Annotated in this window: 28 protein-coding genes; 11 read left to right on the top strand and 17 right to left on the bottom strand. The window is 64.0% G+C overall.

The genetic code is table 11. The annotated features are described in order from the left end of the window. Positions 1–119: 119 nt before the first annotated feature. Positions 120–1,451 (bottom strand): tRNA uridine-5-carboxymethylaminomethyl(34) synthesis GTPase MnmE, encoded by a 1,332-nt coding sequence (gene mnmE, locus EOC83_RS25320; protein ID WP_127224152.1) that lies wholly within the window; start codon positions 1,449–1,451, stop codon positions 120–122. Positions 1,452–1,515: 64 nt separating this feature from the next. Between mnmE and EOC83_RS25325 the strand changes: the two genes are divergently transcribed. Beyond that, on the top strand, positions 1,516–3,534 hold the full coding sequence (locus tag EOC83_RS25325; protein WP_063169600.1) for a thioredoxin domain-containing protein: 2,019 nt from the start codon (positions 1,516–1,518) through the stop codon (positions 3,532–3,534). A 203-nt stretch (positions 3,535–3,737) separates the two neighbouring features. On the opposite strand, the gene rho is transcribed toward EOC83_RS25325, so the two are convergent. From rho to hemE, 3 genes are all read right to left on the bottom strand, one after another. Further along, the gene (rho, locus tag EOC83_RS25335; RefSeq protein WP_013528732.1) at positions 3,738–5,003 is read right to left on the bottom strand and encodes a transcription termination factor Rho; all 1,266 of its coding nucleotides are present in this window, start codon (positions 5,001–5,003) and stop codon (positions 3,738–3,740) included. 229 nt (positions 5,004–5,232) lie between these two features. Continuing rightward, the gene (gene hemJ / locus EOC83_RS25340) at positions 5,233–5,769 is read right to left on the bottom strand and encodes a protoporphyrinogen oxidase HemJ (RefSeq protein ID WP_024504091.1); all 537 of its coding nucleotides are present in this window, start codon (positions 5,767–5,769) and stop codon (positions 5,233–5,235) included. After that, on the bottom strand, positions 5,769–6,800 hold the full coding sequence (hemE, locus tag EOC83_RS25345) for a uroporphyrinogen decarboxylase (RefSeq protein WP_024504092.1): 1,032 nt from the start codon (positions 6,798–6,800) through the stop codon (positions 5,769–5,771). Before hemE ends, hemJ begins: the two co-directional genes overlap by 1 nt. Before the next feature lie 405 nt (positions 6,801–7,205). Here hemE and EOC83_RS25350 point away from each other — a divergent pair, with 405 nt between their 5' ends. The 5 genes from EOC83_RS25350 (at position 7,206) to dnaQ (ending at position 11,208) form a co-directional block, all read left to right on the top strand. Further along, a complete protein-coding gene (locus tag EOC83_RS25350) occupies positions 7,206–8,027 on the top strand; it encodes a pyruvate, water dikinase regulatory protein (protein ID WP_013528729.1) in 822 nt (273 codons plus the stop codon). Between the two features lie 238 nt (positions 8,028–8,265). Next, positions 8,266–8,865 (top strand): Maf-like protein, encoded by a 600-nt coding sequence (locus EOC83_RS25355; RefSeq protein WP_063169601.1) that lies wholly within the window; start codon positions 8,266–8,268, stop codon positions 8,863–8,865. Next, entirely contained in the window at positions 8,858–9,700 is an 843-nt protein-coding gene (locus EOC83_RS25360; protein ID WP_063169602.1) for a shikimate dehydrogenase, read from the top strand. The genes EOC83_RS25355 and EOC83_RS25360 overlap by 8 nt, the downstream gene beginning before the upstream one ends. After that, on the top strand, positions 9,697–10,296 hold the full coding sequence (coaE, locus tag EOC83_RS25365) for a dephospho-CoA kinase (protein WP_063169603.1): 600 nt from the start codon (positions 9,697–9,699) through the stop codon (positions 10,294–10,296). The genes EOC83_RS25360 and coaE overlap by 4 nt, the downstream gene beginning before the upstream one ends. A 210-nt stretch (positions 10,297–10,506) precedes the next feature. Continuing rightward, the gene (gene dnaQ, locus EOC83_RS25370; RefSeq protein WP_063169604.1) at positions 10,507–11,208 is read left to right on the top strand and encodes a DNA polymerase III subunit epsilon; all 702 of its coding nucleotides are present in this window, start codon (positions 10,507–10,509) and stop codon (positions 11,206–11,208) included. 119 nt (positions 11,209–11,327) lie between these two features. Here dnaQ and secB read toward each other — a convergent pair whose 3' ends face one another. After that, positions 11,328–11,828 carry a protein-export chaperone SecB gene (secB, locus tag EOC83_RS25375; protein WP_013528724.1) on the bottom strand — a complete coding sequence of 167 codons (501 nt, stop codon included), beginning with the start codon at positions 11,826–11,828 and terminating at the stop codon, positions 11,328–11,330. Positions 11,829–11,958: 130 nt separating this feature from the next. After that, positions 11,959–12,459: an FxsA family protein gene (locus tag EOC83_RS25380; RefSeq protein ID WP_082826715.1), complete on the bottom strand. Its 501-nt coding sequence runs from the start codon at positions 12,457–12,459 to the stop codon at positions 11,959–11,961. A gap of 217 nt (positions 12,460–12,676) precedes the next feature. Here EOC83_RS25380 and EOC83_RS25385 point away from each other — a divergent pair, with 217 nt between their 5' ends. Genes EOC83_RS25385 through EOC83_RS25400 form a run of 4 tightly spaced genes read left to right on the top strand, consistent with a single transcriptional unit; the run spans position 12,677 to position 15,427 of the window. Further along, the gene (locus tag EOC83_RS25385; RefSeq protein ID WP_027161247.1) at positions 12,677–13,384 is read left to right on the top strand and encodes a Tim44/TimA family putative adaptor protein; all 708 of its coding nucleotides are present in this window, start codon (positions 12,677–12,679) and stop codon (positions 13,382–13,384) included. A 21-nt stretch (positions 13,385–13,405) separates the two neighbouring features. After that, positions 13,406–14,521, top strand: a complete 1,116-nt coding sequence (locus EOC83_RS25390) for a murein transglycosylase A (RefSeq protein WP_063169605.1) — start codon at positions 13,406–13,408, stop codon at positions 14,519–14,521. Continuing rightward, on the top strand, positions 14,518–15,048 hold the full coding sequence (locus EOC83_RS25395; RefSeq protein ID WP_024502221.1) for a Smr/MutS family protein: 531 nt from the start codon (positions 14,518–14,520) through the stop codon (positions 15,046–15,048). The genes EOC83_RS25390 and EOC83_RS25395 overlap by 4 nt, the downstream gene beginning before the upstream one ends. A gap of 10 nt (positions 15,049–15,058) precedes the next feature. Beyond that, complete coding sequence (locus tag EOC83_RS25400; RefSeq protein ID WP_063169606.1) at positions 15,059–15,427, top strand: helix-turn-helix transcriptional regulator; 369 nt, start codon at positions 15,059–15,061, stop codon at positions 15,425–15,427. 73 nt (positions 15,428–15,500) lie between these two features. Here the strand turns inward: EOC83_RS25400 and EOC83_RS25405 are convergent, their stop codons facing one another. From EOC83_RS25405 to EOC83_RS25425, 4 genes are all read right to left on the bottom strand, one after another. Next, complete coding sequence (locus tag EOC83_RS25405; protein WP_245441843.1) at positions 15,501–15,668, bottom strand: hypothetical protein; 168 nt, start codon at positions 15,666–15,668, stop codon at positions 15,501–15,503. 416 nt (positions 15,669–16,084) lie between these two features. Next, a complete protein-coding gene (locus tag EOC83_RS25410) occupies positions 16,085–16,702 on the bottom strand; it encodes a transglutaminase-like cysteine peptidase (RefSeq protein WP_013528717.1) in 618 nt (205 codons plus the stop codon). Positions 16,703–16,936: 234 nt separating this feature from the next. After that, entirely contained in the window at positions 16,937–18,214 is a 1,278-nt protein-coding gene (locus EOC83_RS25420; protein ID WP_063169608.1) for a polyhydroxyalkanoate depolymerase, read from the bottom strand. 231 nt (positions 18,215–18,445) lie between these two features. Continuing rightward, on the bottom strand, positions 18,446–18,805 hold the full coding sequence (locus tag EOC83_RS25425; protein ID WP_013528714.1) for a septal ring lytic transglycosylase RlpA family protein: 360 nt from the start codon (positions 18,803–18,805) through the stop codon (positions 18,446–18,448). A gap of 309 nt (positions 18,806–19,114) precedes the next feature. Between EOC83_RS25425 and EOC83_RS32890 the strand changes: the two genes are divergently transcribed. Further along, positions 19,115–19,300 carry a hypothetical protein gene (locus tag EOC83_RS32890; protein WP_024502222.1) on the top strand — a complete coding sequence of 62 codons (186 nt, stop codon included), beginning with the start codon at positions 19,115–19,117 and terminating at the stop codon, positions 19,298–19,300. A 189-nt stretch (positions 19,301–19,489) separates the two neighbouring features. Here the strand turns inward: EOC83_RS32890 and EOC83_RS25435 are convergent, their stop codons facing one another. The 7 genes from EOC83_RS25435 to EOC83_RS25465 all read right to left on the bottom strand — a co-directional run bounded on the left by EOC83_RS25435 (position 19,490) and on the right by EOC83_RS25465 (position 25,379). Further along, positions 19,490–20,281 (bottom strand): ATP-binding cassette domain-containing protein, encoded by a 792-nt coding sequence (locus EOC83_RS25435; RefSeq protein WP_063169609.1) that lies wholly within the window; start codon positions 20,279–20,281, stop codon positions 19,490–19,492. Positions 20,282–20,291: 10 nt separating this feature from the next. Beyond that, the gene (locus EOC83_RS25440; protein WP_027161252.1) at positions 20,292–21,068 is read right to left on the bottom strand and encodes an ABC transporter permease subunit; all 777 of its coding nucleotides are present in this window, start codon (positions 21,066–21,068) and stop codon (positions 20,292–20,294) included. Next, entirely contained in the window at positions 21,065–22,228 is a 1,164-nt protein-coding gene (gene ssuD / locus EOC83_RS25445) for an FMNH2-dependent alkanesulfonate monooxygenase (RefSeq protein WP_063169610.1), read from the bottom strand. The genes EOC83_RS25440 and ssuD overlap by 4 nt, the downstream gene beginning before the upstream one ends. 91 nt (positions 22,229–22,319) lie before the next feature. Beyond that, positions 22,320–23,273 (bottom strand): sulfonate ABC transporter substrate-binding protein, encoded by a 954-nt coding sequence (locus EOC83_RS25450; RefSeq protein ID WP_127224153.1) that lies wholly within the window; start codon positions 23,271–23,273, stop codon positions 22,320–22,322. A 240-nt stretch (positions 23,274–23,513) separates the two neighbouring features. Then, the gene (locus EOC83_RS25455; protein WP_013528709.1) at positions 23,514–23,699 is read right to left on the bottom strand and encodes a hypothetical protein; all 186 of its coding nucleotides are present in this window, start codon (positions 23,697–23,699) and stop codon (positions 23,514–23,516) included. A 31-nt stretch (positions 23,700–23,730) separates the two neighbouring features. After that, positions 23,731–24,591 (bottom strand): ABC transporter permease subunit, encoded by an 861-nt coding sequence (locus EOC83_RS25460; RefSeq protein WP_063169611.1) that lies wholly within the window; start codon positions 24,589–24,591, stop codon positions 23,731–23,733. After that, positions 24,588–25,379, bottom strand: coding sequence for a taurine ABC transporter ATP-binding protein (locus EOC83_RS25465; protein ID WP_013528707.1), 792 nt, complete (start codon positions 25,377–25,379; stop codon positions 24,588–24,590). Before EOC83_RS25465 ends, EOC83_RS25460 begins: the two co-directional genes overlap by 4 nt. Positions 25,380–25,528 lie beyond the last annotated feature (149 nt).

Consider the following 25,528-nt stretch of genomic DNA (forward strand, 5'->3'; position numbering starts at 1 on the left):
GTGGTGGCCCAGATGAAGCCTACCCGCCTTCGGGGTTCGTCGAAAATCACGAAGCCATGCAGCAAAGCAACATACGATCTAAAGGGAGCTCACGCCGCAGCGACCCTGTTTCACGTGAGTCATTTCCCGATGCAGAACTGCGAGAAGATCACGTCCAGCATGTCCTCGACGTCGATGGCGCCGACGATTCGGCCGAGGCGATCGGCGGCGAGCCGCAACTCCTCCGCGCGCAACTCCTGCTCGTTCATCCGGCCGTCAGTGGCGCGATGCAGATGGCGGTTGGTCTCGCCAAGCAATTCGACGTGGCGAAGGCGCGACGGCAGGACATCGCCGACGCTGCCGGCTGACTCCGACGCGCGCCGGCCAATCTCCGCCAGCAATTCCTCCACGCCGGTCCCCTCCTCCACCGAGATGACAAGATCATAGTCGGCGGTCGCGTCGGGCACTGCACGGCCGTCGATCAGATCAAGCTTGGTGCCGACAAGCAGGGTGGGCGCCACGGTCGGCAGCTCACCGACATCCCTTGGTTTCGCCATGTCGTGAAGCAACAGCAAGAGATCGGCGCCATGCGCCTTGGCCCTCGCCTTCTCGATGCCGATCGCCTCGACCTTCCCCGGCGCATCGCGCAACCCGGCCGTATCCGTAAGCCGGACACGCAGCCCCTGAAGATCAAGTGTCACTTCAAGCAGGTCGCGGGTCGTGCCTGGTTCATCCGTTACTATAGCGGCATCGCGCCGCGCCAGGGCGTTGAACAGACTCGACTTACCGGCGTTGGGGGCACCGAGGATGACGACCTCAAAGCCGTCGCGAATGATCTCGGCGGCGCGAAATCCGGCGATGTGCCGGTCGATCTCGTCGATCATCGTTCTGACATCAGACCAGACCGCATCCGAAACGGAACCAGGGACGTCTTCCTCGTCGGCGAAATCGATCTCGGCCTCGATCATGGCGCGGGCATGGATCAGCCTGCGGCGCCAGCCGAGATAGAGTTCGCTCTGTACGCCGTCGGCATTCTGCACCGCGAAGCGCCGCTGCGCCTCCGTCTCGGCATTGACGAGATCCGCCAGCGCCTCGGTCTCGACCAGGTCTACCTTGCCGTTCAGAAAGGCGCGACGCGTGAATTCGCCCGGTTCCGCGTGCCTGACGCCGTCAAACCCGGTCATCGTCTCCAGCATTTTTGCCACAACGGCACGGCCGCCATGAACGTGGAATTCCGCGACGTCCTCGCCGGTGAAACTGGCCGGACCGGGAAAGAACACGACCAGCCCGGTGTCGAGCACGGCTCCATCGGGTGCCCGCATCTTGCGCAGAGCCGCCGCGCGGTCCTTAACCATAGCCCCAGCAATCGTTTCGACGACGAATCGAGTCTGTGGGCCGGAAATTCGGATGACGGCGACGCCGGCAGGCAGCCGGCCGCTCGACAGCGCTACGATGGAATCGCCTGAAATCATTTGCCCGCTCTACTGAACCGCCCTAGCTTCACGCCTATCAGCCAATCGCACCCGAGTTTGCCCAGTGACGCTGCCCGCGCAAAACCTGCTTGCCGAAGAAGCCAGCCCCTATCTGCAGCAGCACAGCGGCAATCCCGTCCACTGGCGGGCCTGGTCGCCGGCTTCGCTCGAAGAGGCGAAAGCGCTGGATAGGCCGATCCTGCTCTCGGTCGGCTATGCCGCCTGCCATTGGTGCCATGTCATGGCGCATGAAAGCTTCGAAAACGATGGCATCGCCGCCGTCATGAACCGTCTGTTCGTCAATATCAAGGTCGACCGCGAGGAGCGCCCGGACATCGACCAGATCTATATGGCGGCGCTGTCCTCGATGGGCGAGCAGGGCGGCTGGCCGCTGACCATGTTCCTGACCCCGGACGGCAAGCCGTTCTGGGGCGGCACCTATTTTCCGCGCGAGCCGCGCTACGGCCGCCCCGGCTTCATCCAGGTGATGGAGGCGGTGGACAAGGCGTGGCGGGAGAAGCGGGCGAGCCTCAACCAGAGCGCCGACGGCCTGACGACGCATGTCGAGGCGAGGCTCGCCGGTTCGCATGCCAGAACCGTGCTCGACCGCGCCACGCTGGCGGAATTGGCCAAGGGCATCGACGGCATGATCGACCGTGATCTCGGCGGATTGCGCGGCGCGCCTAAATTTCCCAACGCGCCGTTCATGCAAACGCTGTGGCTGTCCTGGCTGCGTGATGGCAATGCCGCCCATCGCGACGACGTCCTCAACAGCCTCGAACAGATGCTGCGCGGCGGCATCTACGACCACATCGGCGGCGGGCTCAGCCGCTACTCGACCGATGCCGAGTGGCTGGTGCCGCATTTCGAAAAGATGCTCTACGACAATGCCCAGCTCCTCCGCTTCTGCAACTGGGCCTATGCCGCAAGCGGCAATGAATTGTTCCGGGTGCGAATCGAAGAGACGATCGGCTGGCTGCTGCGCGAAATGCGCGTCGACGGCGGTGCCTTTGCCGCCAGTCTCGATGCCGACAGCGACGGCGAGGAAGGTCTGTTCTACACCTGGAGCCGCGACGAGATCGAAGCCGCCCTTGGCGACGATTCCGCATTGTTTTTCAAGCACTTCACGCTCTCCAGCCCGCATGGCTGGGAAGGCGAGCCGGTCGTCCACCAAACCTGGTCCCAGCAATCGCAATATGTGATCCACCGCGAAGAGATCAGCGCGCTCAAGGCGAAACTCCTTGCTGTCCGGGAAGAGCGGGTCAGGCCCGGCCTTGACGCAAAGACCCTCATCGACTGGAACGGCCAGATGATCGCGGCGCTTGCCGAGGCCGGCCGGGCGCTGGCGCGGCCTGACTGGATCGATGCGGCGGCAAAGGCCTTTGCCCATATCAGCGCTGCCAGCCGCGACGGCCGCCTGCCGCATTCGATGCTCGGTGCCAGAAAACTGTTCCCTGCTTTGTCCAGCGACTATGCCGCCATGGCCAACGCAGCGATCTCGCTGTTCGAGGCCACTGGAAATTGGAGCTATGTCGACCAGGCCGGCCAGTTTGTCGAGCAGCTCGAGCATTGGCACGCCGACGCCGAGAAGACAGGTTACTACCTGACTGCTTCCGACAGCACCGACGTGCCGATCCGCATCCGCGGCGATGTCGACGAAGCCATTCCGTCCGCCACCGGCCAGATCATCGAGGCGCTGGTCAGGCTCGCCTCCGTCACCGGCAATCTCGAGCTGCAGGAGAGAGCCTGGCACGTCGCCGAGCATGCCGCCGGCCGCGCGGCGCAGCAGGCCTATGGCCAGGCCGGCATCGTCAATGCCTGCGCGCTGGCGATCGAGCCGCTCAAGCTGGTGTTGGTGGATGAGTTCACAGATCCAAAGCTCGTTCCGGTTGCGAATCGAAACCCGGACCCGCGCCGCATCGACATCGTCGTGCCGATCGGTACGGCAGCGAATCGATCCTTGCTACCCGGTGGAATCCTGCCGCCGACCGACAAGGCAGGTGCATGGTTGTGCACGGGGCAGGTTTGTTTGCCGGCGGTGACGGATGCTGAAGAGCTCGAGCGATTGTTGCGACGGCGATAGTTTTGCTAACCGCCGGCGAGAGACGCCCCCCTCTGGCCTACCGGCCATCGCCCACTCAAAATGGGGAGATCGGCAGCTTCGCTGTTCCGTTCACCTTACGGCGTTGATAATTGCCGAAAACGACCAAGGGCGTAATCTCCCCCCTAGAGGGGGAGATGCCCGGCAGGGCAGAGGGGGGCGCGAAGGATCGCTACCCCATCCCCTTACGTGTTCATCGAATCGAAGAAATCCGCATTGGTCTTGGTCTGCTTCAGCTTGTCGATCAGGAACTCGATCGCGTCGGTGGTTCCCATCGGCGCCAGGATGCGGCGCAGCACGAAGATCTTTTGCAGGTCCTGCTTGGAAACCAGCAGGTCTTCCTTGCGGGTGCCGGACTTCAGGATGTCCATGGCCGGATAGATGCGCTTGTCGGCCACCTTGCGGTCGAGCTGGATTTCGCAGTTGCCGGTGCCCTTGAACTCTTCGAAGATGACTTCGTCCATGCGGCTGCCGGTATCGATCAGCGCGGTGGCGATAATGGTCAGCGAACCGCCTTCCTCGATGTTGCGGGCGGCGCCGAAGAAGCGCTTCGGCCGCTGCAGCGCGTTGGCGTCGACACCACCGGTCAGCACCTTGCCGGATGACGGCACGACGGTGTTGTAGGCGCGGCCGAGACGGGTGATCGAATCGAGCAGGATGACGACGTCGCGGCCATGTTCGACCAGGCGCTTGGCCTTCTCGATGACCATTTCGGCGACCTGCACGTGGCGCACCGCGGGCTCGTCGAAGGTCGAGGAGATCACCTCTCCCTTCACCGAGCGCTGCATGTCGGTCACTTCTTCCGGCCGCTCGTCGATCAGCAGCACGATCAGATAGCATTCCGGGTGGTTGGCGGTGATCGAGTGGGCGATGTTCTGCATCAGAACCGTCTTGCCGGTACGCGGCTGCGCGTTGATCAAGGCGCGCTGTCCCTTGCCGATCGGCGCCACCAGGTCGATCACACGGGCCGATATGTCCTTGGTGGTGACATTCTCGATCTCCATCTTCAGCCGCTTGGTCGGATAGAGCGGCGTCAGATTGTCGAAGTGGATCTTGTGACGGATCTTCTCGGGATCGTCGAAATTGATGGTGTTGACCTTGAGCAGCGCGAAATAGCGCTCGCCCTCTTTCGGGCTGCGGATCGGCCCTTCGACAGTATCGCCGGTCTTCAGCGAAAAGCGCCGGATCTGCGACGGTGAAATATAGATGTCGTCGGGACCTGGCAGGTAATTGGCGTTGGCGGAGCGCAGGAAGCCGAAACCGTCCTGCAGCACCTCGACCACGCCATCACCGATGATCTCGATCTCCTGGGCGGCCAGCTTCTTCAGGATCGCAAACATCAGCTCCTGCTTGCGCATGACGCTGGCGTTTTCGACCTCGAGCGATTCGGCATAAGCGATCAGCTCTGGCGGTTTCTTGTTCTTGAACTCGGCGAGTTTCATTTCTTGCATAGACGGACCTTGAATAGATGGAGTCTGGGTAGGCTTTGGGAAAATATCGGCGGGATGCGACAAATGCCGGGCGCGGCCGAAAACAACGAGGGGCGGCGCATGACGGGAAGGAAGACCCGTCTTTTATCGTCGGTCGGGTGAAAGAGCAAGCTGCGTTTTGCATGGCCTATGAAGGCCTAAACGCATCAATGCCTGTCGCAGTCTCCTGGCCGTTTTTGAGCGACATGCATCAGAACGGCTTGACCACCACCAGGATGACGATTGCGATCATCAGCAATGTGGGGATCTCGTTGACCATCCGCCAGTGCCTGGCCGGTTTTTCATTACGGTCCTCGGCGAATTTGCGCACCGCGCCGGCCAGATAGCCATGAACGGCGGACAGCAAAAGCACCGCTCCGATCTTGGCGTGCAGCCAGCCGCCCTGGAAACCGAAACCCTTCCAGGCGAGCCACAGGCCGAACACCCAGGTGACGATCATCGCCGGGTTGATGATGCCGCGCAGCAGGCGCCGCTCCATCACCTTGAAGGTTTCCGACTGCACCGAGCCCTTCTCGGCATCGGTGTGGTAGACCAGCAGCCGCGGCAGATAGAGCATGCCCGCCATCCACGAGATGACGGCGAGGATATGGATCGCCTTGGCCCAGGGGTAAAAACTGTCGGGTGCCGCGAAATACAAAAGCGCGGTGAAAACGATCAGCACGGCGATACCTGATATCATGCGCATCATCGCCTGGCCGGTGCTGTTCGTGTTGTTCATCTGAGCCATCAGCGTGTCGCGCTCCGCACCTGTTTCACCATCGCCTCGACATGGGCGATCGGCGTCTCCGGCGTGATGCCGTGACCGAGGTTGAAGATCAGCGGCCCGTCTCCCAGCGCTCTCAGGATCGCCTCGACGCCATCCGACAGCGCCTTGCCGCCAGCGACGAGCCGCAAGGGATCGAGATTGCCCTGAACCGCACCCGAGCGCTGCAATTCCTTCGCCGCGATCAGGGGCACCGTCCAGTCGATCCCCAGCGCCGTCACGCCGGTCTTCTGTCGATAGGTCCGGTAGCGCGAACCGGCGCCCTTGGGAAAACCGATGATCGGGACATCGGGATAAACCGCCCGCACCCGGCCAACGATCTCGGCCATCGGCTGAACGCAGAACAAATCGAAAGTTTCATCGTCCAGCACGCCGGACCAGGAATCGAAAATCTGCACCACATCCGCGCCCGCCTCGATCTGGCGGATGAGATAGGCGGCCGAATGTTCGGCAAGCACCTTCAGCAATCGTTGAAAGGCCACCGGCTCGCGATAGGCAAAAAGCCGCGCCGGCGCCTGGTCGGGCGTGCCATGGCCGGCAATCATGTAGGTCGCCACCGTCCACGGCGCGCCGCAGAAGCCGATCAGGGTTGTCTCGTCGGGCAATTTGGCCCGCAACCGGCGAACCGTCTCGTAGACCGGTTCGAGATTCACGTGAAACACCTTGCCTTCCAGAGCCAGAATCTGCGGCGCGGTGATCGGCGTCAGCAGCGGCCCTCTGCCCTCTTCGAAACGGACGTCACGGCCAAGCGCATGCGGAACGACAAGGATATCGGAAAACAGGATCGAAGCATCGAAGCCGAAGCGCTCGATCGGTTGCAAGGTCACTTCGACGGCAAGGTCTGGATCATAGCAGAGATCGAGGAACGAGCCTGCTCGCCTGCGTGTCTCCCGATACTCCGGCAGATAACGCCCTGCCTGACGCATCATCCAGAGCGGAGGCGGAAAATGAGCCTTGCCCTTCAGGACATCCAGCATGATCCGGTTCTGGGGCATCGAGCGCTCGCTTCTTCCGGCCTCTTCTATAATCAAAGATTCTTATATCTAAGATTCTTCTGATTCTAAGAGTCTGTTGGTTCTGGTGATTGCCACCTGTCCCGCTTTGCCCCGGAAAACACCAGCCAACATATTGTCGCGTGCTTCTTTTTCCCAGATGTAGGGTTCTGGGGATAGGTCGGAATCGATCAATCGAGTCAAAGCGTTAGGCAGAGCGGTGAAAGGCAGGTCCTGTGGACGGACTGTAGGCGAAAAAAGCCGTCCCCAAACTTGTCCCCAGTCGCCCGACGAAGCTGACAGCGCATCGAATTGTGGACAAACTGCCATCTGATACAGTCGCCTCCGACCGCCCCCTCTTTTCATCCCGCTTTATCCACAGAAGCCCACAGCCCCAGGTGACCCCCTGTGAACAAACCCCAGAGCTTCTTCCACCTGCACCTGATTTCCGACGCGACCGGCGAAACGCTGCTCGCCGCCGGCCGGGCGGCTTCGGCACAATACAAGGATGCGCGCGCCATCGAGCATATCTATCCGCTCATCCGCACCGAAAAGCAGGTGGCGAAGGTGTTCGAGGATATAGAGGAAGAGCCGGGCATCATCCTCTATACGGTCGTGGACCAGAAGCTGGCGCGCGGCATCGACGAGCGCTGCGCGGCCATGGGCCTGCCCTGTGTGTCGGTGCTGGAGCCGGTGCTGACCGTGTTCCAGTCCTATCTCGGCACCCCCGCCGGCCGCCGCGTCGGCGCCCAGCATGTTCTCGACGCCGAATATTTCCGCCGCATCGACGCGCTCAATTTCACCATGGACCATGATGACGGCCAGCTGCCGCTCAACATGGACGATGCCGATGTCGTGCTGATCGGCATTTCTCGCACGTCGAAGACGCCGACCAGCATCTATCTCGCCAACCGCGGCATCAAGACCGCCAACATCCCGATCGTGCTCGGTGTGCCGGTGCCGGAAAGCCTGGTTGCCGCCAGCAAGCCGCTCATCGTCGGGCTGATCGCCACCGCCGAGCGCATCTCGCACGTCCGGCAAAACCGCATCCTCGGCAACAGCAGCTCGTATGAGGCATCAGACTATGTCGACCGCGCGGCGATCAGCGAAGAACTCGCCTACGCCCGCAAGATCTGCACGCGCCATGGCTGGCCGATGATCGACGTCAGCCGCCGCTCGATCGAGGAAACGGCGGCGGCCATCGTTGCCCTGCGGGGGAAGAATAGATAGGGCAGGTAAGATAAGTGAGCACCAGCACCCCTCATCCGACCTCGCTTCGCGAGGCCACCTTCTCCCACAAGGGGAGAAGGAAGAACGTGGCACCGTCGTCTCCGCAAGATACCGCCAGTTGGCGATTTGCAGCGGCGTACGCGCGGGACTTCCCTTCTCCCCTTGTGGGAGAAGGTGGCCGAGCGAAGCTCGGTCGGATGAGGGGTGCGTGACGGAGCGCCAACATGGGTGAATCAGCATGATCGAAAAACTCATCCTTGCTTCCGGCAGTCCGTTCCGCAAGGCGATGCTGGTCAATGCCGGCGTCGATGTCGAGGCGGTGCCGGCCGATGTCGACGAGCGCGCGCTCGAGTCGCCTTTGCAGGATAGCGGCGTCTCGCCCGAGGACGTCGCCCTGGTGCTGGCCGAGGCTAAGGCGACCGAAGTCAGCGAGCGCAGGCCGGGCGCCCTGGTGCTGGGCTGCGACCAGACGCTGTCGCTCGGCGACGAGGTGTTCCACAAGTCGGCTGACATGGAGGGTGCCCGCCGTCATTTGCTGGCGCTGTCGGGCAAGACCCATCAGTTGAACAGCGCCGCCGTGCTGGTTCGCGACGGCAAGGTTCTGTGGCGGCATGTCGGCATCGCCTCGATGACCATGCGCAAGCTCGATCCCGCCTTTATCGGGCGCCATCTCGCCCGTGTCGGTGCCAAGGCGCTGGGAAGCGTCGGCGCCTATCAGATCGAAGGCGAAGGCATTCAATTGTTCGAGAAAATCGAGGGCGATCATTTCACCATTGTCGGCCTGCCGCTGTTGCCGCTGCTGGCCGAACTGCGAGACCTGGGGGCGATCGATGGCTGAGGCGTCGAAAAAAGCCTTCGTGTCGGGCCATCCGGTCAAGCATTCGCGCTCGCCGAAGATCCATGGTCACTGGCTGGCCAAACATGGCATCGACGGAAGCTACCAGGCCATCGATGTCGCGCCGCAAGACTTTGCCGTGTTCGTGGAAACATTGCAGGCAAACAATTACCGCGGTGGCAACATCACCATCCCGCACAAGGAAGCGGCCTTCGCATTGGCCGAACGCCGCGACCAGGCGGCGCAAGAAATCGGCGCCGTCAACACGCTGTGGTTCGAGGACGGCATCCTGTGGGGCGGCAACACTGACGGTCACGGCTTTGCCGCCAACCTCGACGATCATGCACCGGGCTGGGCAAGCAAGGGTCCGGCGGTGGTGCTCGGCGCCGGCGGCGCGTCGCGCGCCGTCATCCATGCGCTGAAGGAGCGCAGCGTTGCCGACATTCGCATCGTCAACCGCACTCTGGCCCGAGCGCAGGAATTGCGCGATCGTTTCGGCACCGGTGTCTCGGCGCATGGCATGGCGGCGACCAACGAACTGCTCGGCGATGCCGGCCTGCTGGTCAACACCACCGCGCTCGGCATGCATGGCAATGAAGGCCTGTCGGCGGATCCCGCCCGGCTGCCCGACCATGCCATCGTCACCGACATCGTCTATGTGCCACTGGAGACGCCGCTGCTTGCGGCCGCCCGAGCGCGAAATCTGAAGACGGTCGACGGTCTCGGCATGCTTCTGCATCAGGCCGTGCCTGGCTTCGAGCGCTGGTTCGGCATCAGGCCGCGGGTGACGGCCGAACTTCGGGCCCTGATCGTCGCCGATCTGGTGCCGAAGCCATGATCGTGCTCGGCCTCACCGGCTCGATCGGCATGGGCAAGTCGACCACAGCCAGGATGTTCACTGACGCCGGCGTGCCGGTCCACGATTCCGACGAGACGGTGCATCGCCTCTATGCCGGCAAGGCAGCACCCCTGGTCGAGGCCGCCTTTCCCGGCACCACATCCGCCGGCATGGTCGATCGTGCCAAACTTGGCGCGCGCGTGCTCGGCGATGCCGCGGCGCTGAAGCGGCTGGAAACCATCATCCACCCGCTGGTGCGCGCCGATGCCGATGCCTTTCTGGCCAGGCATCGTGGATCAGGCGCGCCGATCGCCGTCCTCGACATCCCCCTGCTCTTCGAAACCGGCGGCCGCAACCGCGTCGACAAGGTCGTCGTCGTCACCGCCCCGGCCGAGACCCAGCGCGAACGCGTGCTGGCGCGGCCGGGCATGACGGAGGAAAAGCTGGCGTCGATCCTGGCCAAGCAGGTGCCGGACGCGGAAAAACGCCGTCAGGCCGATTTCATCGTCGACACCGGCCAGGGGATGGACGCCGCGCGGGCGGAGGTCGCTGCAATCATCAGCCAGCTGATAGGGGTTGGCAAGCCAGGTGGTTGAGCCCACCGCTCGACCGCCAGCTGTCGATGTGAGAGCCGCTTATCTGCCTGCCGGCTTCGCTCGACACCTCTCCCCCGATCGACGGGGGAGAGGAAAGGTGCAGGGCGATGAGGGGCGGCGCAAACCTGTGCGATTGCCCTGGCCATCATAGTTTCTCATTGCCATTTTGTTCCGCTCTCACGATTCTGCTCCTTTGGAGCGACTGATTCGATGCGTGAGATCATCTTCGACACGGAAACCACCGGCCTCGATTCGCGCGACGACCGCGTGATCGAGCTGGGCGGCGTCGAACTGGTCAACCGTTTCCCGACCGGCAGGACCTTCCACCACTACATCAACCCGCAAGGCCGAGCGATCCATGTCGAGGCACAGGCGGTGCACGGCATCAGCGCGGCGGACCTCGCGGGCAAGCCGACCTTTGCCGAGATTGTGCAGGAGTGGCTGGACTTTACCGACGGCGCCAAGCTGGTCGCCCACAACGCCACTTTCGATGTCGGCTTCCTCAACGTCGAATTCGGCCGGCTGGGTCACCCTGTCATCGACAACGGCGTCGTCGTCGACACGCTGGCGCTGGCGCGCCGCAAGCACCCGATGGGTCCTAATTCGCTCGATGCGCTCTGCCGGCGCTACGGCATCGACAACACCAAGCGCACCAAGCACGGCGCCCTGCTCGATTCCGAATTGCTGGCCGAGGTCTATATCGAGCTGATCGGCGGCAAGCAGGCGGCCCTCATCCTCGACAGCGCCACCGCGCCGGCCCAGGGCGAGAATGTCCGCCAGATCGAAATCGTCGTCGCCCCGCGCCCGGCGCCACTGCCGCCGCGCGTGACAGAAGCCGAACGTGCCGCGCACGCCGGCATGGTCGGGACATTGGGTGAAAAGGCGCTGTGGCTGAAGGTTCACGGGAACTAAAATCGTCCCGTTGGCGATCCTTGGCGCCCCCCTCTGCCCTGCCGGCGCCTCAATCGTCCCGCCCAAAACAAAAAACCCGGCGCAAGGCCGGGCTTTTCACAATCCGTGGCAGGCAGCCCTCAGCTCACCTGGACCTTCGACGACGCCTGGTCCTCCGCCAGCTTCTGCTGGAACATCTGCGCGAAGTCGATCGGGTCGAGCATCAGCGGCGGGAAGCCGCCATTGCGGGTTGCCTCGGCGATGATCTGGCGGGCGAACGGGAACAAAAGACGCGGGCATTCGATGAACAGGATCGGCAGCATGTGTTCCTGCGGAAAGCCTGCGATGGCGAACACGCCGCCATAGACCAGCTCGACATTGAACAGCACTTCCTGGTCGAAGGACGCCTTGGCGTTGAGCGTCAGATTGACGTCGAACTGCTTGTCGGAGAGCGGGTTGGCGTTGACGTTGACATTGATGGCGATGCCCGGCGCCTTGTCGCGGCCGCGCAGCGAATTCGGCGCGCCGGGGCTTTCGAAGGACAGGTCCTTCACATATTGCGCCAGAACGTTGAGCGACGGCTGCGCCGCATTGCCGTTTCCGTTGGCTGCGCCGACCGGCGCGTCATCTTTGCTGGCCATAAGCCTTGTCCTCTTGCCTGGGCAGCGTCGCTGACCGAATTGAAATCGGGCGTTCGCTACCATGGCGGGGATGACAAGACAAGGTTTGCCGCCTTGCTTCCCGGCTGCGGCATGGAGATGGGACGGCGCGCTAATCGTCCTTCAGGCGACGCCACGGCGAGTTGTGATCCGGGCCGCGCTTCAGATCGTCCTCGCGCGAATAGTCGCCGTCTTCGAGGTCGATGACCCTGTCGCGCTGGCGGCCACGAAAACCGCCGGTCGAGAAATCGGTGGCGACGACAATGCGGCCCTTGAACCGGCTCCAGGCAAAGTCGCGCAACGGCGGCAGAAACAGCAGCAGGCCGATAATGTCGGTGATGAAGCCGGGGATGATCAGGAGGATCGCCGCAACCACGATCATGGCGCCGTGCGCAAGGTGGCGGCTGGGGTTCTGGCCGGCGGCCATCTCGTTGCGGATGCGGGCCATGACACCAAAACCCTGGTATCGGAGCAAAAGCACGCCGGCGATGCTCGAGGCCAGCACGAGGCCTACCGTCGCCAGCGCGCCGACCTCGCGGCCGACGATGACGAAACCGGCAATTTCCAGCAGCGGCAGTGCAAGGAGAAAGAAGGGAAGCAGCGAAATGCGCAAGTCTTGCCAACCTTTTTCGATCGTCATGACCGTTTTGATTGTTTTGGCCGCCAGCTGGCAATCGCCGCTGGCACTGAGGCTGTTAGATAGGTATGCCTGCCTTTGATTTGAATGATTGCGCCTTGCGCTCTATATGCTTTGAATGTTGAACGCTATGCGACCGCGGCCGTTGGGCCTGACGGTCCGGCCACAGGGCAGGGATTGATTGGCGGAAGATATGGGATTCTTCGACTTCGGCACGATTTTCTTCCTGATTGCGGCGGTGGTCATCTTTTTCCAGCTGCGCAATGTGCTGGGCCGCCGCACCGGCAGCGAACGGCCGCCCTTCGATCCCTATTCGGCGGCTCGCACCAGCGACAAGGATGCCGCCCAGAAATCCGAAAACGTCGTCTCGCTGCCGCGCAAGCGTCCGCCAGGCGAGCCGGCTCCCGACGCCTATGCCGCGATCGACGCTTTCGCCAAGCCCGATACCGACCTCAACAAGGGCCTGCGCACGATCAAGGACAATGATCCGTCCTTCGAGCCGAAGGGTTTCGTCGACGGCGCCAAGATGGCTTACGAGATGATCGTCATGGCCTATGCCGACGGCGATCGCAAAACGCTGAAGAACCTGTTGTCGCGCGAGGTCTATGACGGTTTTGTCGCCGCCATCGGCGAGCGCGAGGCCAAGGCGGAAAAGATCCAGTCCTCCTTCGTCGGCATCGACAAGGCCGATATCGTCTCGGCCGAGATGAAGGGCGGCGAGGCGCATGTCACGCTGCGCATCATCAGCGAGCTGATTTCGGCGACCCGCGACAAGGCCGGTGCCGTCATCGACGGCGACCCGGAAACCGTGGCCGAGGTCAAGGATGTCTGGACCTTCGCCCGTGACACGCGCTCGCGCGATCCGAACTGGAAGCTCGTCGCCACCGAGGAAGAAGACTAGGGAATACGCGGCGAGGCTCCGGTGTCGCTATCGCCTCTTTTTGTCGAGAAAGCCTTCGGCGATCTGCCCGGCTGGGGCGATGACGACCATTCGGCCGCCTTCGCCGCCTTTCGGCGCTCGGCCTTCCATGTCCTGACCAAACCCTATCGCAGCGGCGCGCTCGGCGTCGACTTCGACGCCTTTGCGGATGTCTACGCCGAGGCCCGGACCGTTTCGCCGGCGAATCGGTCGCCGGTTTTGACCCGCGGCGAAGCTCGCGCCTTCTTCGAGCGCCATTTTGTCCCGGCGCTTATCCCTGCCGAAAATGGGCTCGTCACCGGTTTCTATGAACCGCAGGTCGAGACGTCACCGGTGCGCACGGACCGGTTTTCGGTGCCGCTGCTGTCGCGCCCGGCCGATCTCGTCGATATCGATGACGCAAACCGGCCGCCGGGCCTGGACCCCTATCTCGCTTTCGCGCGCCAGACGCCGAACGGGCCGGTCGAATATCATGACCGTGGCGAGATCGAGCGCGGCGCGCTTGATGGCAAGGGCCTGGAAATCGCCTGGTTGGCCGACAAGGTCGATGCCTTCTTCATTCACGTGCAAGGTGCCGCACGCCTCGCCATGACCGACGGCCGGCTTGCCCGCGTCACCTATGCCGCCAAATCCGGCCAGCGCTTCACCGGACCAGGCAAGGTCCTGAGCGAGATTGGCGAGATCCCGCTGGCGGAAGTGACGATGCAATCGATCCGCGCCTGGTTCAAGGCGCATCCGGACCGCGTCGACGAGATCCTGTGGCAGAACCGCTCCTACATTTTCTTCCGCCCGGCCGATGTCGAGGACGTTGCCCTTGGTCCGATCGCCGCCGCCAAGGTGCCGCTGACGCCGGGCCGCTCGATCGCCGTCGACCGCCTGCTGCACACATTCGGCACGCCCTTTTACATCGACGCGCCGACGCTCGCCGCCTTCGACGCAAAACCATTCCGCCGCCTGATGATCGCGCAGGACACTGGCTCCGCCATCACCGGGCCGGCGCGGGGCGACCTGTTCGCCGGTTCGGGCGATGCCGCGGGCGAGATCGCCGGCGTGGTCCGCAATGCCGCGGATTTTTATGCGCTGGTGCCGCGCGCGCTCATTGCGGGTGCGGTCCGATGACCCGGCGCCCGGACAAGCTCAGCGAGGACGACCGGGTTCTGTGGAACCTGGTGGCGCGCACGGCCAAGCCGCTGAAGGGGAAATTTGCCGTGGACATCCCCGAAATTCCTGCCGAGGCCAAGCCAAGCCAGTCGCAGCCCGCCCAGCCCGTCGCCAATGTCGCAGGGACCGCGAAGCCGAAGGCGCAGCATGTCACGCACCGCCTCGACGAACCGACGCTGGACAAATTGTCGAAGGGCCGGCTGCCGATCGAGGGCCGCGTCGATCTGCACGGCATGACGCAGGACGAGGCCTACTCGCTGCTGTTCTCGTTTCTGCACCGGGCGCATGCCGGCGGCGTCCGCTATGTCCTGGTCATCACCGGCAAGGGCTCGTCCTCCGGCGGCGATGGCGTGTTGCGGCGCGCCGTGCCGGCCTGGCTGTCGACGCCTGCCTTCCGGCCGCTCGTCTCCAGCCACGACCATGCCGCCCGCAATCACGGCGGTTCGGGTGCGCTCTATATCCGCCTGCGGCGGGTCCGTTCATGAGGATGGGCGCATGACCCCGTTCGGCGAGAAGCTGCGGACGCTGAGAAGCGAACGTGGTGTCCGCCAGAAGGACATGGCGGCGGCGATCGGCGTCAGCGCCGCCTATCTGTCGGCGCTCGAACATGGCAGGCGAGGCGCCCCGACCTGGACGCTGATCCAGAAGATCATCGGCTATTTCAACATCATCTGGGACGATGCCGAGGAACTGGCGCGGCTGGCCGAGGCCTCGCACCCGCGTGTAAAACTCGACACGTCGGGTCTTTCCCCCGCCGCCACCGAGCTCGCCAATCTGCTGGCGGAAAACATCGAGAAACTCGACGAAACCGAGCTTCGCCGCATCACCGCATCGATCCGCGGGGCGTTGAACCAGCGGCCGTAGCCTGACGGTCCGCGCCGGTACAAGTTCGCCTGCCTCACGAGGACACTGCCCGCCGGCGGGCAAAGTGGTGAGATCATTTCTTGCCGGCGGTGCCGCCATTTCCACCCCGGCCATGATCGCCGTGGTCGTGGCCATTGTTTCCGCCGCCCAGGCAGTCCGACGCCCCGGCATCACCGCAACAGCGGCCGGCCCAGAGGTCGTTGAGGTTGGCTTTGGCACAGCTGGTGGTCTGATCGGCCATGGCGGATCCGGCCATGCTCGACACCGCGATAGCGGCAAGAAGGGTGTTTCGCAGAAAAGCAGTCATCTGAAGTCTCCATGGTTGGTTTCGGTTCACGGCTGTGTGTCGCTGGCCGGAGCGAAATGGTTCACGGAGAAATGCGAATTCTGGCGGAGGGCCCATCGATTTCGTCATCCACGGGCGGAGCGGACGCGCAGACCCGAGGATCCATGCCGCGAGTTGCGAGCGTCGCGACGGGGCAAAAGATCTGGTGATGACGGTATGACGATTGCAGGCGCCTGTTCCTGCGCCGCAGCGTTCTTCATCGGCATCACGGCATGGATCCCGGGGTCTTCGCGACGGAGCTTCGCTCCTGCTCAGCCCTGTGATGACGAAGCGTTGGATGCCGCCCCTAGGGAAGCCGCCGTTGCCGGTGCCTACTGAACCGCGCCGACCAGAACTTGCTGGCCACCGCGGATCGAGACCCAGCGGCCGGTGTTGTCGATCGCCTGCCGCTTGAGGAAGCGGTAGCCGGTCGCGTCCCATGGCTTGACCTTGTCGGTCAGATTGTCGAGCACATAGTCGCCCTCGTCGGTGCGCACCGTCAGCACGGCGTGGCCCTCGCCGTCGGGCTTGCGCACGACGGTGATCAGAAGATCGGCAAGCGAGATGCTCATGCGCGAAAGCTGGCGTCGCTTTTCCAGCACATAGTCCTCGCAATCGCCGACGCCCTTGTCGGGATAGGCCCAGACCTCGTCCTTGCCGTAGATGTCCATGTCGCTCATCGGCTTGACGGCGGCGTTGACCCTGGCGGTGACATTGAGAAGCTTGCGCATCAGCGCGTCGGTCATCGGAGCCGGCGCCAGATTGGCCGGGCGGATCGAGCACTCGCCCGGATGCAGCTTGCAGAAATCATAGTGGCCGATCGGCTGCGAGGTGAGCCCCCCGGTCGCCATCGCTCCACCCGCCAAGGCCGGTGCCACCCAGCCCGCCGTCATTGCCAGCCCGGCCGCCACATACACGCGCAGCCGTCGCGCCATCGATGAGGAAATCATTGTCCCCGCTCACCCTTTGTTATTAACGAAAGGTTAAGGGGGATTTACAGTCCGTGTCAATTACGACGACGGTCGGATTGTCGGCATGGTTACCCGAGGGGCTGGACAGCGGCACTTGTGCAACAGAATCAGCCAGCCAGCCGGCTTTTACCGGTCAATCGCATGGCTTGTCGCCGTTAAGCTTGGTTTTATGCAAATCATCGTCCCAAAACCCGCAATTTTGGACGACGTGCATTATCTCTTGGCGGCGCGGACCAGCTTCGGCTTCGCCGCGACACGCTCCTGGCGGCCGTAGCTGGTGATGAAGTCGACGATGCGCGGCACGATTTCGGAGCGGAAGCGAGAACCGTTGAACACGCCGTAATGGCCGACCGCCGGCTGCATGTAGTGGGCGTGCCGCTCAGCCGGGATATTGGGGCAAAGATCATGCGCTGCCTTGGTCTGGCCAAGGCCTGATATGTCGTCGTTCTCGCCTTCGACCGTGAACAGCGCGACGTTGCGGATCGCCGACGGATCGATCCTGGTGCCGCGATGCGTCATCTCGCCCTTTGGCAAGGCCTGCCGCACGAAGACGGTGTCGACGGTCTGCAGGTAGAATTCGGCCGTCAGGTCCATGACCGCCAGATACTCGTCGTAGAAATCGCGGTGCTTCTCGGCATTGTCGCCATCATGCTTCACCAGATGCATGAAGAAGTCCTTGTGGGCGATGATGTGGCGATCGAGGTTCATGCTCATGAAGCCGGACAGCTGCAGGAAGCCTGGATAGACCTCGCGGCCGAAGCCTGGCACCGGCCACGGCGCATGCATCACGACATTGTCGCGGAACCAGTCGATGCCTTTTTCCTGCGCCAGCAGATTGACCGCGGTCGGGTTGCTGCGCGTGTCGATAGGCCCGCCCATCAACGTCATCGTCGAGGGCACGAACGGGTCGCCCTTGGATTCCATCAGCGCCACGGCGGCCAGCACCGGCACGGAAGGCTGGCACACCGCCATCACATGCGTGTCCGGCCCGAGCGTGTGCAGCATGTCGATGACATAGTCGATGTAGTCGTCGAGATCGAATTGGCCGTCGGCAAGCGGCACCATGCGGGCATCGACCCAGTCGGTGATGTGCACGTCGGCATAGGGCAGCATCGCTTCCACCGTGCCGCGCAGCAGCGTCGCATAATGGCCCGACATCGGCGCCACGATCAGAAGCTTCGGATCGGGCTTGCGCCCGGCGGGGACAGCGCGCTCGAAGCGCACGAGATTGCAGAACGGCTTCGACCAGACGGTCTTCTCGGCGACCTCGACGCTCTTCCAGTCGACCACGGTCTTGCTCAGGCCGAAGGCCGGCTTGCCGTAGCGGCGCGTGGTGCGCTCGAACAGTTCGGCCGTCGCCGCGATCGAACGGCCCCATTGCGTGTGGGAAAACGGATTGAGCGGATTGGAGTAGAACATCCGCACCGCGTCGGCATAGAGGCGCGCCGGCTGCAGGGCGGCGTGGTTCATCTCATAGAGCTGGTAGAACATCGAGAAACCCCGCTGCTGCCTGCGACCGAAGGCACGACGAGCAGCGCCGAGCCTAAATGTCTCGCGGGGAAGTTAACAACTAATTGCTGCGATGCAATACGTCACGCTGCGTGACCAATGCTTCTTTGGTTCAAGGCCATGGAAATCGGGGCCGAACGGTGCCAGCCGGCTCAGTGTGCGGCTGCGAAATGTGTAGGTAATGTGTCCGGCCCTTGCCGGACACAGGAAGCTCTAGACGCGCGCCATGCACACGGAAGTGTGGCCGGAGCCGATGAAGCCGAGCTGGCCGGCCGCGCCCTTCGACAGGTCGAGCACGCGTCCCTTGATGAACGGACCGCGATCGTTGATGCGCACGACGACGCTGCGGCCGTTGTTCTTGTTGGTCACCCTGAGCTTGGTGCCGAAAGGCAAGGTGCGATGCGCGGCGGTCATCGCCGACGGGTTCATGCGCTCGCCCGAGGCGGTTCTGGAGTGCAGGGCGTACCACGAGGCGCGGCCGCACTGGGCGGCGGCGGTCGCCGAAGAAGCGCCGACCATCAGGCCAGCAGCGATCGTTACCGCGACAATCGCGGTCTGTTTTGGGTTCTTCATATTTGGGGGATGGCTCCGTTTTTGACAGACCCCAGCCGTTAGGTGCCAAATAAGGCGGGAAATGCGGCAGTGATCTGGCGGTTCCGTGGCAATGGCACACGTTTGGAGTCGCTGGGTAACAGTCTGTCAGGGATTTTCCGGCACGCGATGATCAATCAACGATGATCTTTGTGTTGCTATCGGGCATCCGTTTGACAAGATCGAACATTAATATCCAAGTAGAGCTCGGCGCGGCCGGGCCACTTCCTTTGGCTCTTTTATCGCGGTCCCGATGCTGTAACCAATCGACTTCAAAAGGGAGATCCGGCAATGAGGCTGACCAAAAATCTGCTGGCGTTGATTGTGCTTGCCGTCGGCGCGCTGTGGTCGCTGCAAGGCATCGGCGTTGTCGGCGGCAGCTTCATGACCGGCCAGTCGCAATGGCTCTATATCGGCGTCGTCACCATGCTGGTCGGGCTGATCGGGTTGGTGTGGGCGAACCGGTCAAGCGGGTGAGCTTGATGAAAGGTCGACCCCACTCCGGCCCTTCGGGCCACCTCTCCCCCGATCGACGGGGGAGAGGAAAAGCGCGAGCTCGCCGACCTTGGCTCCTTTCCTCTCCCTCCGGAGGGGGGGAGAGGTGGTGCTGCGAAGCTGCGACGGAGTGGGGGAAGGCGGTCCTCCAGGGCCCTGCCCCCGACAGCCCTACCCGAACAGCCGATCCAGAATCTTGCCCTCCAGCCGGGCCAGCTCCACCGAACCGCGCCGGCGCGGCCGTTCCACGGGCACATCCAGATCGAGCGCGACCCGGCCTTCACTGATCACCACGACCCGGTCGGCGAGCGCGACCGCTTCGGCGACATCATGCGTGACCAGCACGGCCGTGAACTTCTGCGCGATCCAGATGCGTTCCAGAAGCTGCTGCATCTCGATGCGGGTCAGGGCGTCGAGTGCGCCGAGCGGCTCGTCGAGAGCCAGGATCTGCGGGTGGCCGACCAGCGCGCGGGCCAGCGCCACGCGCTGCTTCTGACCTCCGGACAGCACCGAAGGCCATTCGTCGGCCCGGTCGGCAAGCCCGACCTCGCCGAGGATGTCGAGCGCGCGGTGCCTCGCTTCGCTACCGGTGGCGATGCCGGTCAGCCCGACCTCGACGTTTTTCACCACGCTGGCCCAGGGCAGGAGCCGTGGCTCCTGGAACATGAAGCGCGTGCGGCTGTGTCCTTCCTCTTCGACGCCGAAGGACAGCGATCCCGATGTCGGCCGGTCGAGCCCGGCCAGAAGCCGCAACAGCGTGCTCTTGCCGCAGCCGCTCTTGCCGATGACGGCGAGGAACTGCCCGGCCGGCACGTCCAGGTCGATGCCGTCGAGCACGGTCTTGTCGCCGAAGCGCTTGCCGGCATGCCTGAAGGCAAAGGCCCGCTGTCCTTCGACGGAGCCGATCGGCCGCACCGGCGTGGCGACGAAGGAACGGGCTGCGGTCAGGCTGGCGGCGGTCATGGGCAATCTCTCATCCGTTCTGGAAGGCCGGATGCCAGCCAAGCGACAAACGCTCGAGCAGGCGGGCGAGGCTGTCGGCGAGCTTGCCGAGCAGCGCGTAGATCAGGATCGACAGCACGACGACATCGATCAGCAGGAATTCGCGCGCCTGCATGGCCATGTAGCCGAGGCCCGAACTGGCCGAGATGGTTTCGGCGACGATCAGCGTCAGCCACATGATGCCCAGGGCATAGCGCAGGCCGACGAAGATCGACGGCAGCGCGCCGGGCAGGATGACGCGGAAGAACAGGGCGCGCCGGTCCATGCCGTAGACGCGGCCCATCTCGACCAGCTGTGGGTCGACGCTCTGGATGCCGAGCAGCGTGTTGACGTAGATCGGAAAGAACACGCCGAGCGCCACCAGGAACAGCTTGGCTTCCTCGTCGATGCCGAACCACAGGATGACCAGCGGGATCAGCGCCAGATGCGGAATGTTGCGGATCATCTGCAGCGTCGTGTCGGTCAGGCCGCGGCTGAGCGTCGACAGCCCGTTGGCAAGGCCAAGCGCAAAACCGATGGAGCCACCGACGGCAAAGCCGGCAAGGGCGCGCGCGGTCGAGACGCCGATGTTGCGGATCAGTTCGCCCGACAGCGTCAGCCGCCAGAAGGCCTCGGCGACCGCGCTGGGCGCCGGCAGCACGTTGGCCGGCATGACGCCGGCGCGGCTGGCAATCTCCCAGCCGGCAATGATCAGCGCCGGCAGCAGCCAGCCGATGGCGTTGCTATGCAGGCGCGTGGAAAAGCTCATGACGAAGCCTGCAGGCGGTTGGCGCCATGGAAGCCGACCGAGAATTCGTTGGCGATGTTCTCATGCGCCCGCTGCCGCCTGGTGCCGAGCCCGAGCTTCGGAAACAGAAGCTCGGCGACGCGGTAGGCCTCCTCGAGATGCGGATAGCCCGAGCCGATGATGGTATCGATGCCGATCGCCTGGTATTCGCGGATGCGCCCGGCGATCTGTTCCGGCGTGCCGACCAGCGCCGTGCCGGCGCCGCCGCGCACCAGCCCGACGCCGGCCCACAGATTGGGCGACACCACCAGCCTGTCACGGCGGCCGCCATGCAGCTCCGACATGCGGCGCTGGCCGACCGAATCCATCTGGTTGAGGAAGCGCGCCTGCGCGTTTTCGATCTGGGCGTCGGTGACATGGCTGATCAGCCGGTCGGCGGCGCGCCAGGCTTCGTCCTCGGTCTCGCGCACGATGAAATGCAGCCGGATGCCGAAGCGCAGTTTTCTGCCGCGCCGCGCCGCCTTTGCGCGCGCCGCGGCCAGCTTCTCGGCGACCTGCGCCGGCGGTTCGCCCCAGGTCAGATACATGTCGACGAGGTCCGCGGCGAGGTCCTGGCCGGCATCCGACGATCCGCCGAAATAGAGCGGCGGCCGTTCCTGGTGCGGCAGAAGGTCGAGGCGGCCATTTTCGACGCGGTAATATTTGCCGTTGAAATTGACCCGCTCGCCGGACACCAGGCCGCGCCAGATGGTCAGGAATTCATGCGCCTGGGCATAGCGCTCGTTATGCGGCAGGAAGACGCCGTCGCCGGCGAGCTCGGTCGGGTTGCCGCCGACCACGACATTGAGCAGCAGGCGGCCATTGCTCAAGCGATCGAGGGCGGCGGTCTGGCGTGCGGCGAAAGTCGGCAGCGTCACGCCCGGCCGCAGCGCGACCAGGAACTTCAGTTTTTCGGTGAGTGTCGCGAGGCCCGTCGCGGTGATCCAGGAATCCTCGCAATTCTGGCCGGTCGGCAACAGCACGCCGGGAAAGCCGAGCCGGTCGACCGCCTGCGCGATCTCCTTGAAGTAGCCGAATTCGGGCGGCCGCTGCTGCTCCTCGGAACCGAGATAGGAGCCGTCGCCATGCGTCGGGATGAACCAGAAGAAATCGAGCGGTGCGGTGCTGGCAGGCGCGGTCATGTCTGGCACAGTCACGGGCGGATCTCCTGGAGATATGGGTGCGAACGCAAATGGCGCCGGGCGTTCTCATCCGGCGCCGTCAGGGGACAAGTCAGTTGCCGGGTGCCGTCCACACCGCGTCGGAGATGCGGACCGCGTTCGGGATCAGCCCGAGCTTGAAGAAGCGGTCTGCGGTCGCCTGCTGGCCGGCGATGATCTCGTCGGTGATCGGGAAGACGCCGAATTTGGTGCGGTTGGCGGCGATGATCTGCGCGTCGAGCGGCACGCCGGTCACCTCATGCAGCGCCGCGGCCACCTTGTCGCGGTTCTGGTCGGCCCATTTCGCCGCCTCGCCCAAGGCTGATATCGTTGTGGTGACGGTTTCGGGATGCGCCTTGGCGAAGTCCTTGTTGGCGAGGAAATAGGTGTTGACCTTCAGCACCTCGCTGGAGCGGGCCAGCACACGCGGCTGGTAGCGGGTTTCGGCGATGGCGAAGAACGGATCCCAGACGGTCCAGGCATCGATCTGGTCGCTGGCAAAGGCTGCGGCCGCATCCGCCGGGCTGAGATAGACCGGCGTGATCTGGTCGAACGGGATGCCGGCCTTCTCCAGCGCGGCGACGAGCAGATTGTGCGCGCTGGTGCCCTTGCCGACACCGACGCGCTTGCCCTTGAGATCGGCGACCGACTGGATCGGCGACGCCGGCTTGACGAAGATCGCCTCGCCCTCGCCATTCGACGGCAGCGCTGCGGCATAGACGATGTTGGCACCGGCCGACTGGCCGAAGATCGGCGGCGCGTCGCCGGTCCAGCCGACATCGATGGCGCCGACATTGAGCGCCTCGACCAGCGGCGGACCGGCGGTGAACTCGACCCACTTGACCGTCACGCCCTTGTCTTCAAGTGCCTTCTCGATCACCTGCTGCTGCCTGGCGATCACCGGCAGGCCGGTCTTCTGATAGCCGATGCTGAACTGCTTCAGCTCCTGCGCCGTGGCGCCGGACGACACGGCAACCGTCGCCGCCAGCAGGCCGATGCCGAAAACACGTCTCGTTAGATTGAACATTGATCCCTCTCCTTCGCTGCGGATCGGCGCCGGAAATGGCCTCGCCGGTTGGAAGATGGATGAGGCTAGGTAATTCTATAAATTTAGTAGAGGAATGATTTTGCGAGTTAGAGGGGAGAATGGGAATTATCTTCTTTGGCTACCTGGAATTCGTCATCCTGGGGTCTGCGCTGCGTCGCTTCGCCCTTGCTCGCCCTAGGATGACGAAGACGCGGGGGCTAGTGCCAATCGCCAATCCCCTCACTGCGACCAGTACTGCCAGGCCCAGTAAAAACTCTCGTCGCGTGGCGGCAGGCGGTCGCGCTCGGCGTCCCAGCGGACCGGCGTTGGCGATTTCGGTTGCTGTTCAAGCGGCTGGCTTTCCCTGGTCCAGGCGAGAAGCCAATTGCCGGCTTGGGCGAACAGCACGGCGGTGGAATGGGTCATCGTCATTCTCTCCTGCTCTTCTGATTCCCAATCATTCGCGTCCCGCCCACGGGACGAGCACGCGCTCGATCCTGCGGAGGGTGAATTCCAGCACGAAGGCAATGGCCGCGATCACCAATATGCCCATCACCACCACGTCGGTGACGAGGAACTGGGCGGCCGATTGGATCATGAAACCAAGCCCGCGCGTCGCCGCCACCAGTTCGGCGGCGACCAGCGTCGACCAGCCGGCGCCGAGCGCGATGCGCAGGCCGGTCAGGATCGACGGCAGCGCGCTGGGCAGGATGACATGGCGGACCACTTGGCGCTGAGTAGCGCCCAGTGAGCGCGCCGCATTGATGCGTTCCTGCGAAACGCCGCGAACGCCGGACGCGGTCGACAATGCCACCGGCGCCAGCATGGAAATAGTGATCACCAGGATCTTCGACGGTTCGCCGATGCCGAACCAGATGATGACCAGCGGCAGGTAGGCGAGCGGCGGGATCGGCCGCAGGAACTCCAGCAGCGGATCGAAGATGCCGCGCCCGATCGTGCTGATGCCGATGGCGAGCCCAACCGGCACGCCGACGAGGATGGCGGCGACCAGCGCGGCGAAAACCCGGCCCAGGCTGGCGACGGCATGCTGCAGCAGCGTCGCATCGACGAAGCCGTCGCGGGCGACGGTGATGAACTTGTTCCACACCGCAACCGGCGAGGGCAGGAACACTGGCGACACCAGTTGCAGGCGGGCCGACAGCGCCCACAGCGCCAGCACCACCAGGATGGTCACCACGCTGACCGCGCGCGCGGAAACGCCTTTGCGTTTCGGGCTGGACCGCGACCACGGCACCGACAGGCCGTCGGCCTCGTCGACCTTGTGTCCCGGCCGCTCGGTGTAGGAGGTAACGGTCATGCCGCCTCTCCTTCGAAGATCGCGTCGGTTAGTTCGCCGCGCGCCGCGGCGAAGGCCGGGTCGGCCTTGATGGTGCGGATGGCCTCGCCCGATGCGTAGCGCCTGGAGAAGCCCGGTTCGAAAGTTTGCACCACGCGGCCCGGGCCAGGCGCCAGCACGACGATGCGGGTGGCCAGCACCAGCGCCTCCTCGATGCCATGCGTCACCATCAGCACGCCGACATCGCTTGCCGTCCACAGATCGAGCAGCGTCGTCTGCATGCGCTCGCGCGTCAGCGCATCGAGCGCGCCGAGCGGTTCGTCGAGCAGCAGGAATTCGGGTTCGGCGGCGAGCGCCCGGGCCAGGCCGACACGCTGGCGCATACCGCCGGAAAGCTCCCAGATGCACTTGTCGCCGGCGTCGGCGAGCTTCACCAGCGCCAGCAGCTCATCGGCGCGCCGCGCCCGCTCGGCCGGAGCGACACCGCGCAGCCTGAGCGCGAAGGCAACGTTTTCGCGCGCCGTCAGCCATGGGAACAAAGCATCGTTCTGGAACACCACCGCCCGGTCCGAGCCAGGTGCTGTGATCGGCTTGCCGTTGATTGAAGCCGTACCGCGCGCCGGCGCGACAAGGCCGGCGGCGACGTTGAGCAGCGAGGTCTTGCCGCAGCCGGAACGGCCGACCAGCACGACGAAATCGCCCTTGGCGACATCGATCGACACCCGCTCGACCGCAGGCGCTGCCTGGCCGTCATAGTGGATCGAGACCTTGTCCAGTACGAGATGCGGGTCGAGCACGAGATGCGGCATGGATGCCTCGCGGTTCGTTGAAATCCGACTGCCCCGGCCCTCGTCAGCGGTTCCGGGGCAGTCAGCACGCGGCGTTAGGGAAAAAGATCCGCGCGCGTTCAGAGCAATTCCAGGAAAAGCGTGAAGCGGTTTTCCGTCCGGAATTGCGT

It is taken from the genome of Mesorhizobium sp. Primo-A (genome assembly GCF_003997175.1).
Classification (GTDB): domain Bacteria; phylum Pseudomonadota; class Alphaproteobacteria; order Rhizobiales; family Rhizobiaceae; genus Mesorhizobium; species Mesorhizobium ciceri.

Bases quoted from the DNA above. Each gene is read 5' to 3' on its own strand.
- mnmE (WP_127224152.1), bottom strand. From the start codon at position 1,451: ATGATTTCAGGCGATTCCATCGTAGCGCTGTCGAGCGGCCGGCTGCCT.
- rho (WP_013528732.1), bottom strand. From the start codon at position 5,003: ATGCAAGAAATGAAACTCGCCGAGTTCAAGAACAAGAAACCGCCAGAG.
- hemJ (WP_024504091.1), bottom strand. From the start codon at position 5,769: ATGGCTCAGATGAACAACACGAACAGCACCGGCCAGGCGATGATGCGC.
- hemE (WP_024504092.1), bottom strand. From the start codon at position 6,800: ATGCCCCAGAACCGGATCATGCTGGATGTCCTGAAGGGCAAGGCTCAT.
- EOC83_RS25355 (WP_063169601.1), top strand. From the start codon at position 8,266: ATGATCGAAAAACTCATCCTTGCTTCCGGCAGTCCGTTCCGCAAGGCG.
- EOC83_RS25360 (WP_063169602.1), top strand. From the start codon at position 8,858: ATGGCTGAGGCGTCGAAAAAAGCCTTCGTGTCGGGCCATCCGGTCAAG.
- coaE (WP_063169603.1), top strand. From the start codon at position 9,697: ATGATCGTGCTCGGCCTCACCGGCTCGATCGGCATGGGCAAGTCGACC.
- dnaQ (WP_063169604.1), top strand. From the start codon at position 10,507: ATGCGTGAGATCATCTTCGACACGGAAACCACCGGCCTCGATTCGCGC.
- secB (WP_013528724.1), bottom strand. From the start codon at position 11,828: ATGGCCAGCAAAGATGACGCGCCGGTCGGCGCAGCCAACGGAAACGGC.
- EOC83_RS25385 (WP_027161247.1), top strand. From the start codon at position 12,677: ATGGGATTCTTCGACTTCGGCACGATTTTCTTCCTGATTGCGGCGGTG.
- EOC83_RS25395 (WP_024502221.1), top strand. From the start codon at position 14,518: ATGACCCGGCGCCCGGACAAGCTCAGCGAGGACGACCGGGTTCTGTGG.
- EOC83_RS25400 (WP_063169606.1), top strand. From the start codon at position 15,059: ATGACCCCGTTCGGCGAGAAGCTGCGGACGCTGAGAAGCGAACGTGGT.
- EOC83_RS25405 (WP_245441843.1), bottom strand. From the start codon at position 15,668: ATGGCCGATCAGACCACCAGCTGTGCCAAAGCCAACCTCAACGACCTC.
- EOC83_RS25410 (WP_013528717.1), bottom strand. From the start codon at position 16,702: ATGATTTCCTCATCGATGGCGCGACGGCTGCGCGTGTATGTGGCGGCC.
- EOC83_RS25420 (WP_063169608.1), bottom strand. From the start codon at position 18,214: ATGTTCTACCAGCTCTATGAGATGAACCACGCCGCCCTGCAGCCGGCG.
- EOC83_RS25425 (WP_013528714.1), bottom strand. From the start codon at position 18,805: ATGAAGAACCCAAAACAGACCGCGATTGTCGCGGTAACGATCGCTGCT.
- EOC83_RS32890 (WP_024502222.1), top strand. From the start codon at position 19,115: ATGAGGCTGACCAAAAATCTGCTGGCGTTGATTGTGCTTGCCGTCGGC.
- EOC83_RS25435 (WP_063169609.1), bottom strand. From the start codon at position 20,281: ATGACCGCCGCCAGCCTGACCGCAGCCCGTTCCTTCGTCGCCACGCCG.
- EOC83_RS25440 (WP_027161252.1), bottom strand. From the start codon at position 21,068: ATGAGCTTTTCCACGCGCCTGCATAGCAACGCCATCGGCTGGCTGCTG.
- ssuD (WP_063169610.1), bottom strand. From the start codon at position 22,228: ATGACCGCGCCTGCCAGCACCGCACCGCTCGATTTCTTCTGGTTCATC.
- EOC83_RS25450 (WP_127224153.1), bottom strand. From the start codon at position 23,273: ATGTTCAATCTAACGAGACGTGTTTTCGGCATCGGCCTGCTGGCGGCG.
- EOC83_RS25455 (WP_013528709.1), bottom strand. From the start codon at position 23,699: ATGACCCATTCCACCGCCGTGCTGTTCGCCCAAGCCGGCAATTGGCTT.
- EOC83_RS25460 (WP_063169611.1), bottom strand. From the start codon at position 24,591: ATGACCGTTACCTCCTACACCGAGCGGCCGGGACACAAGGTCGACGAG.
- EOC83_RS25465 (WP_013528707.1), bottom strand. From the start codon at position 25,379: ATGCCGCATCTCGTGCTCGACCCGCATCTCGTACTGGACAAGGTCTCG.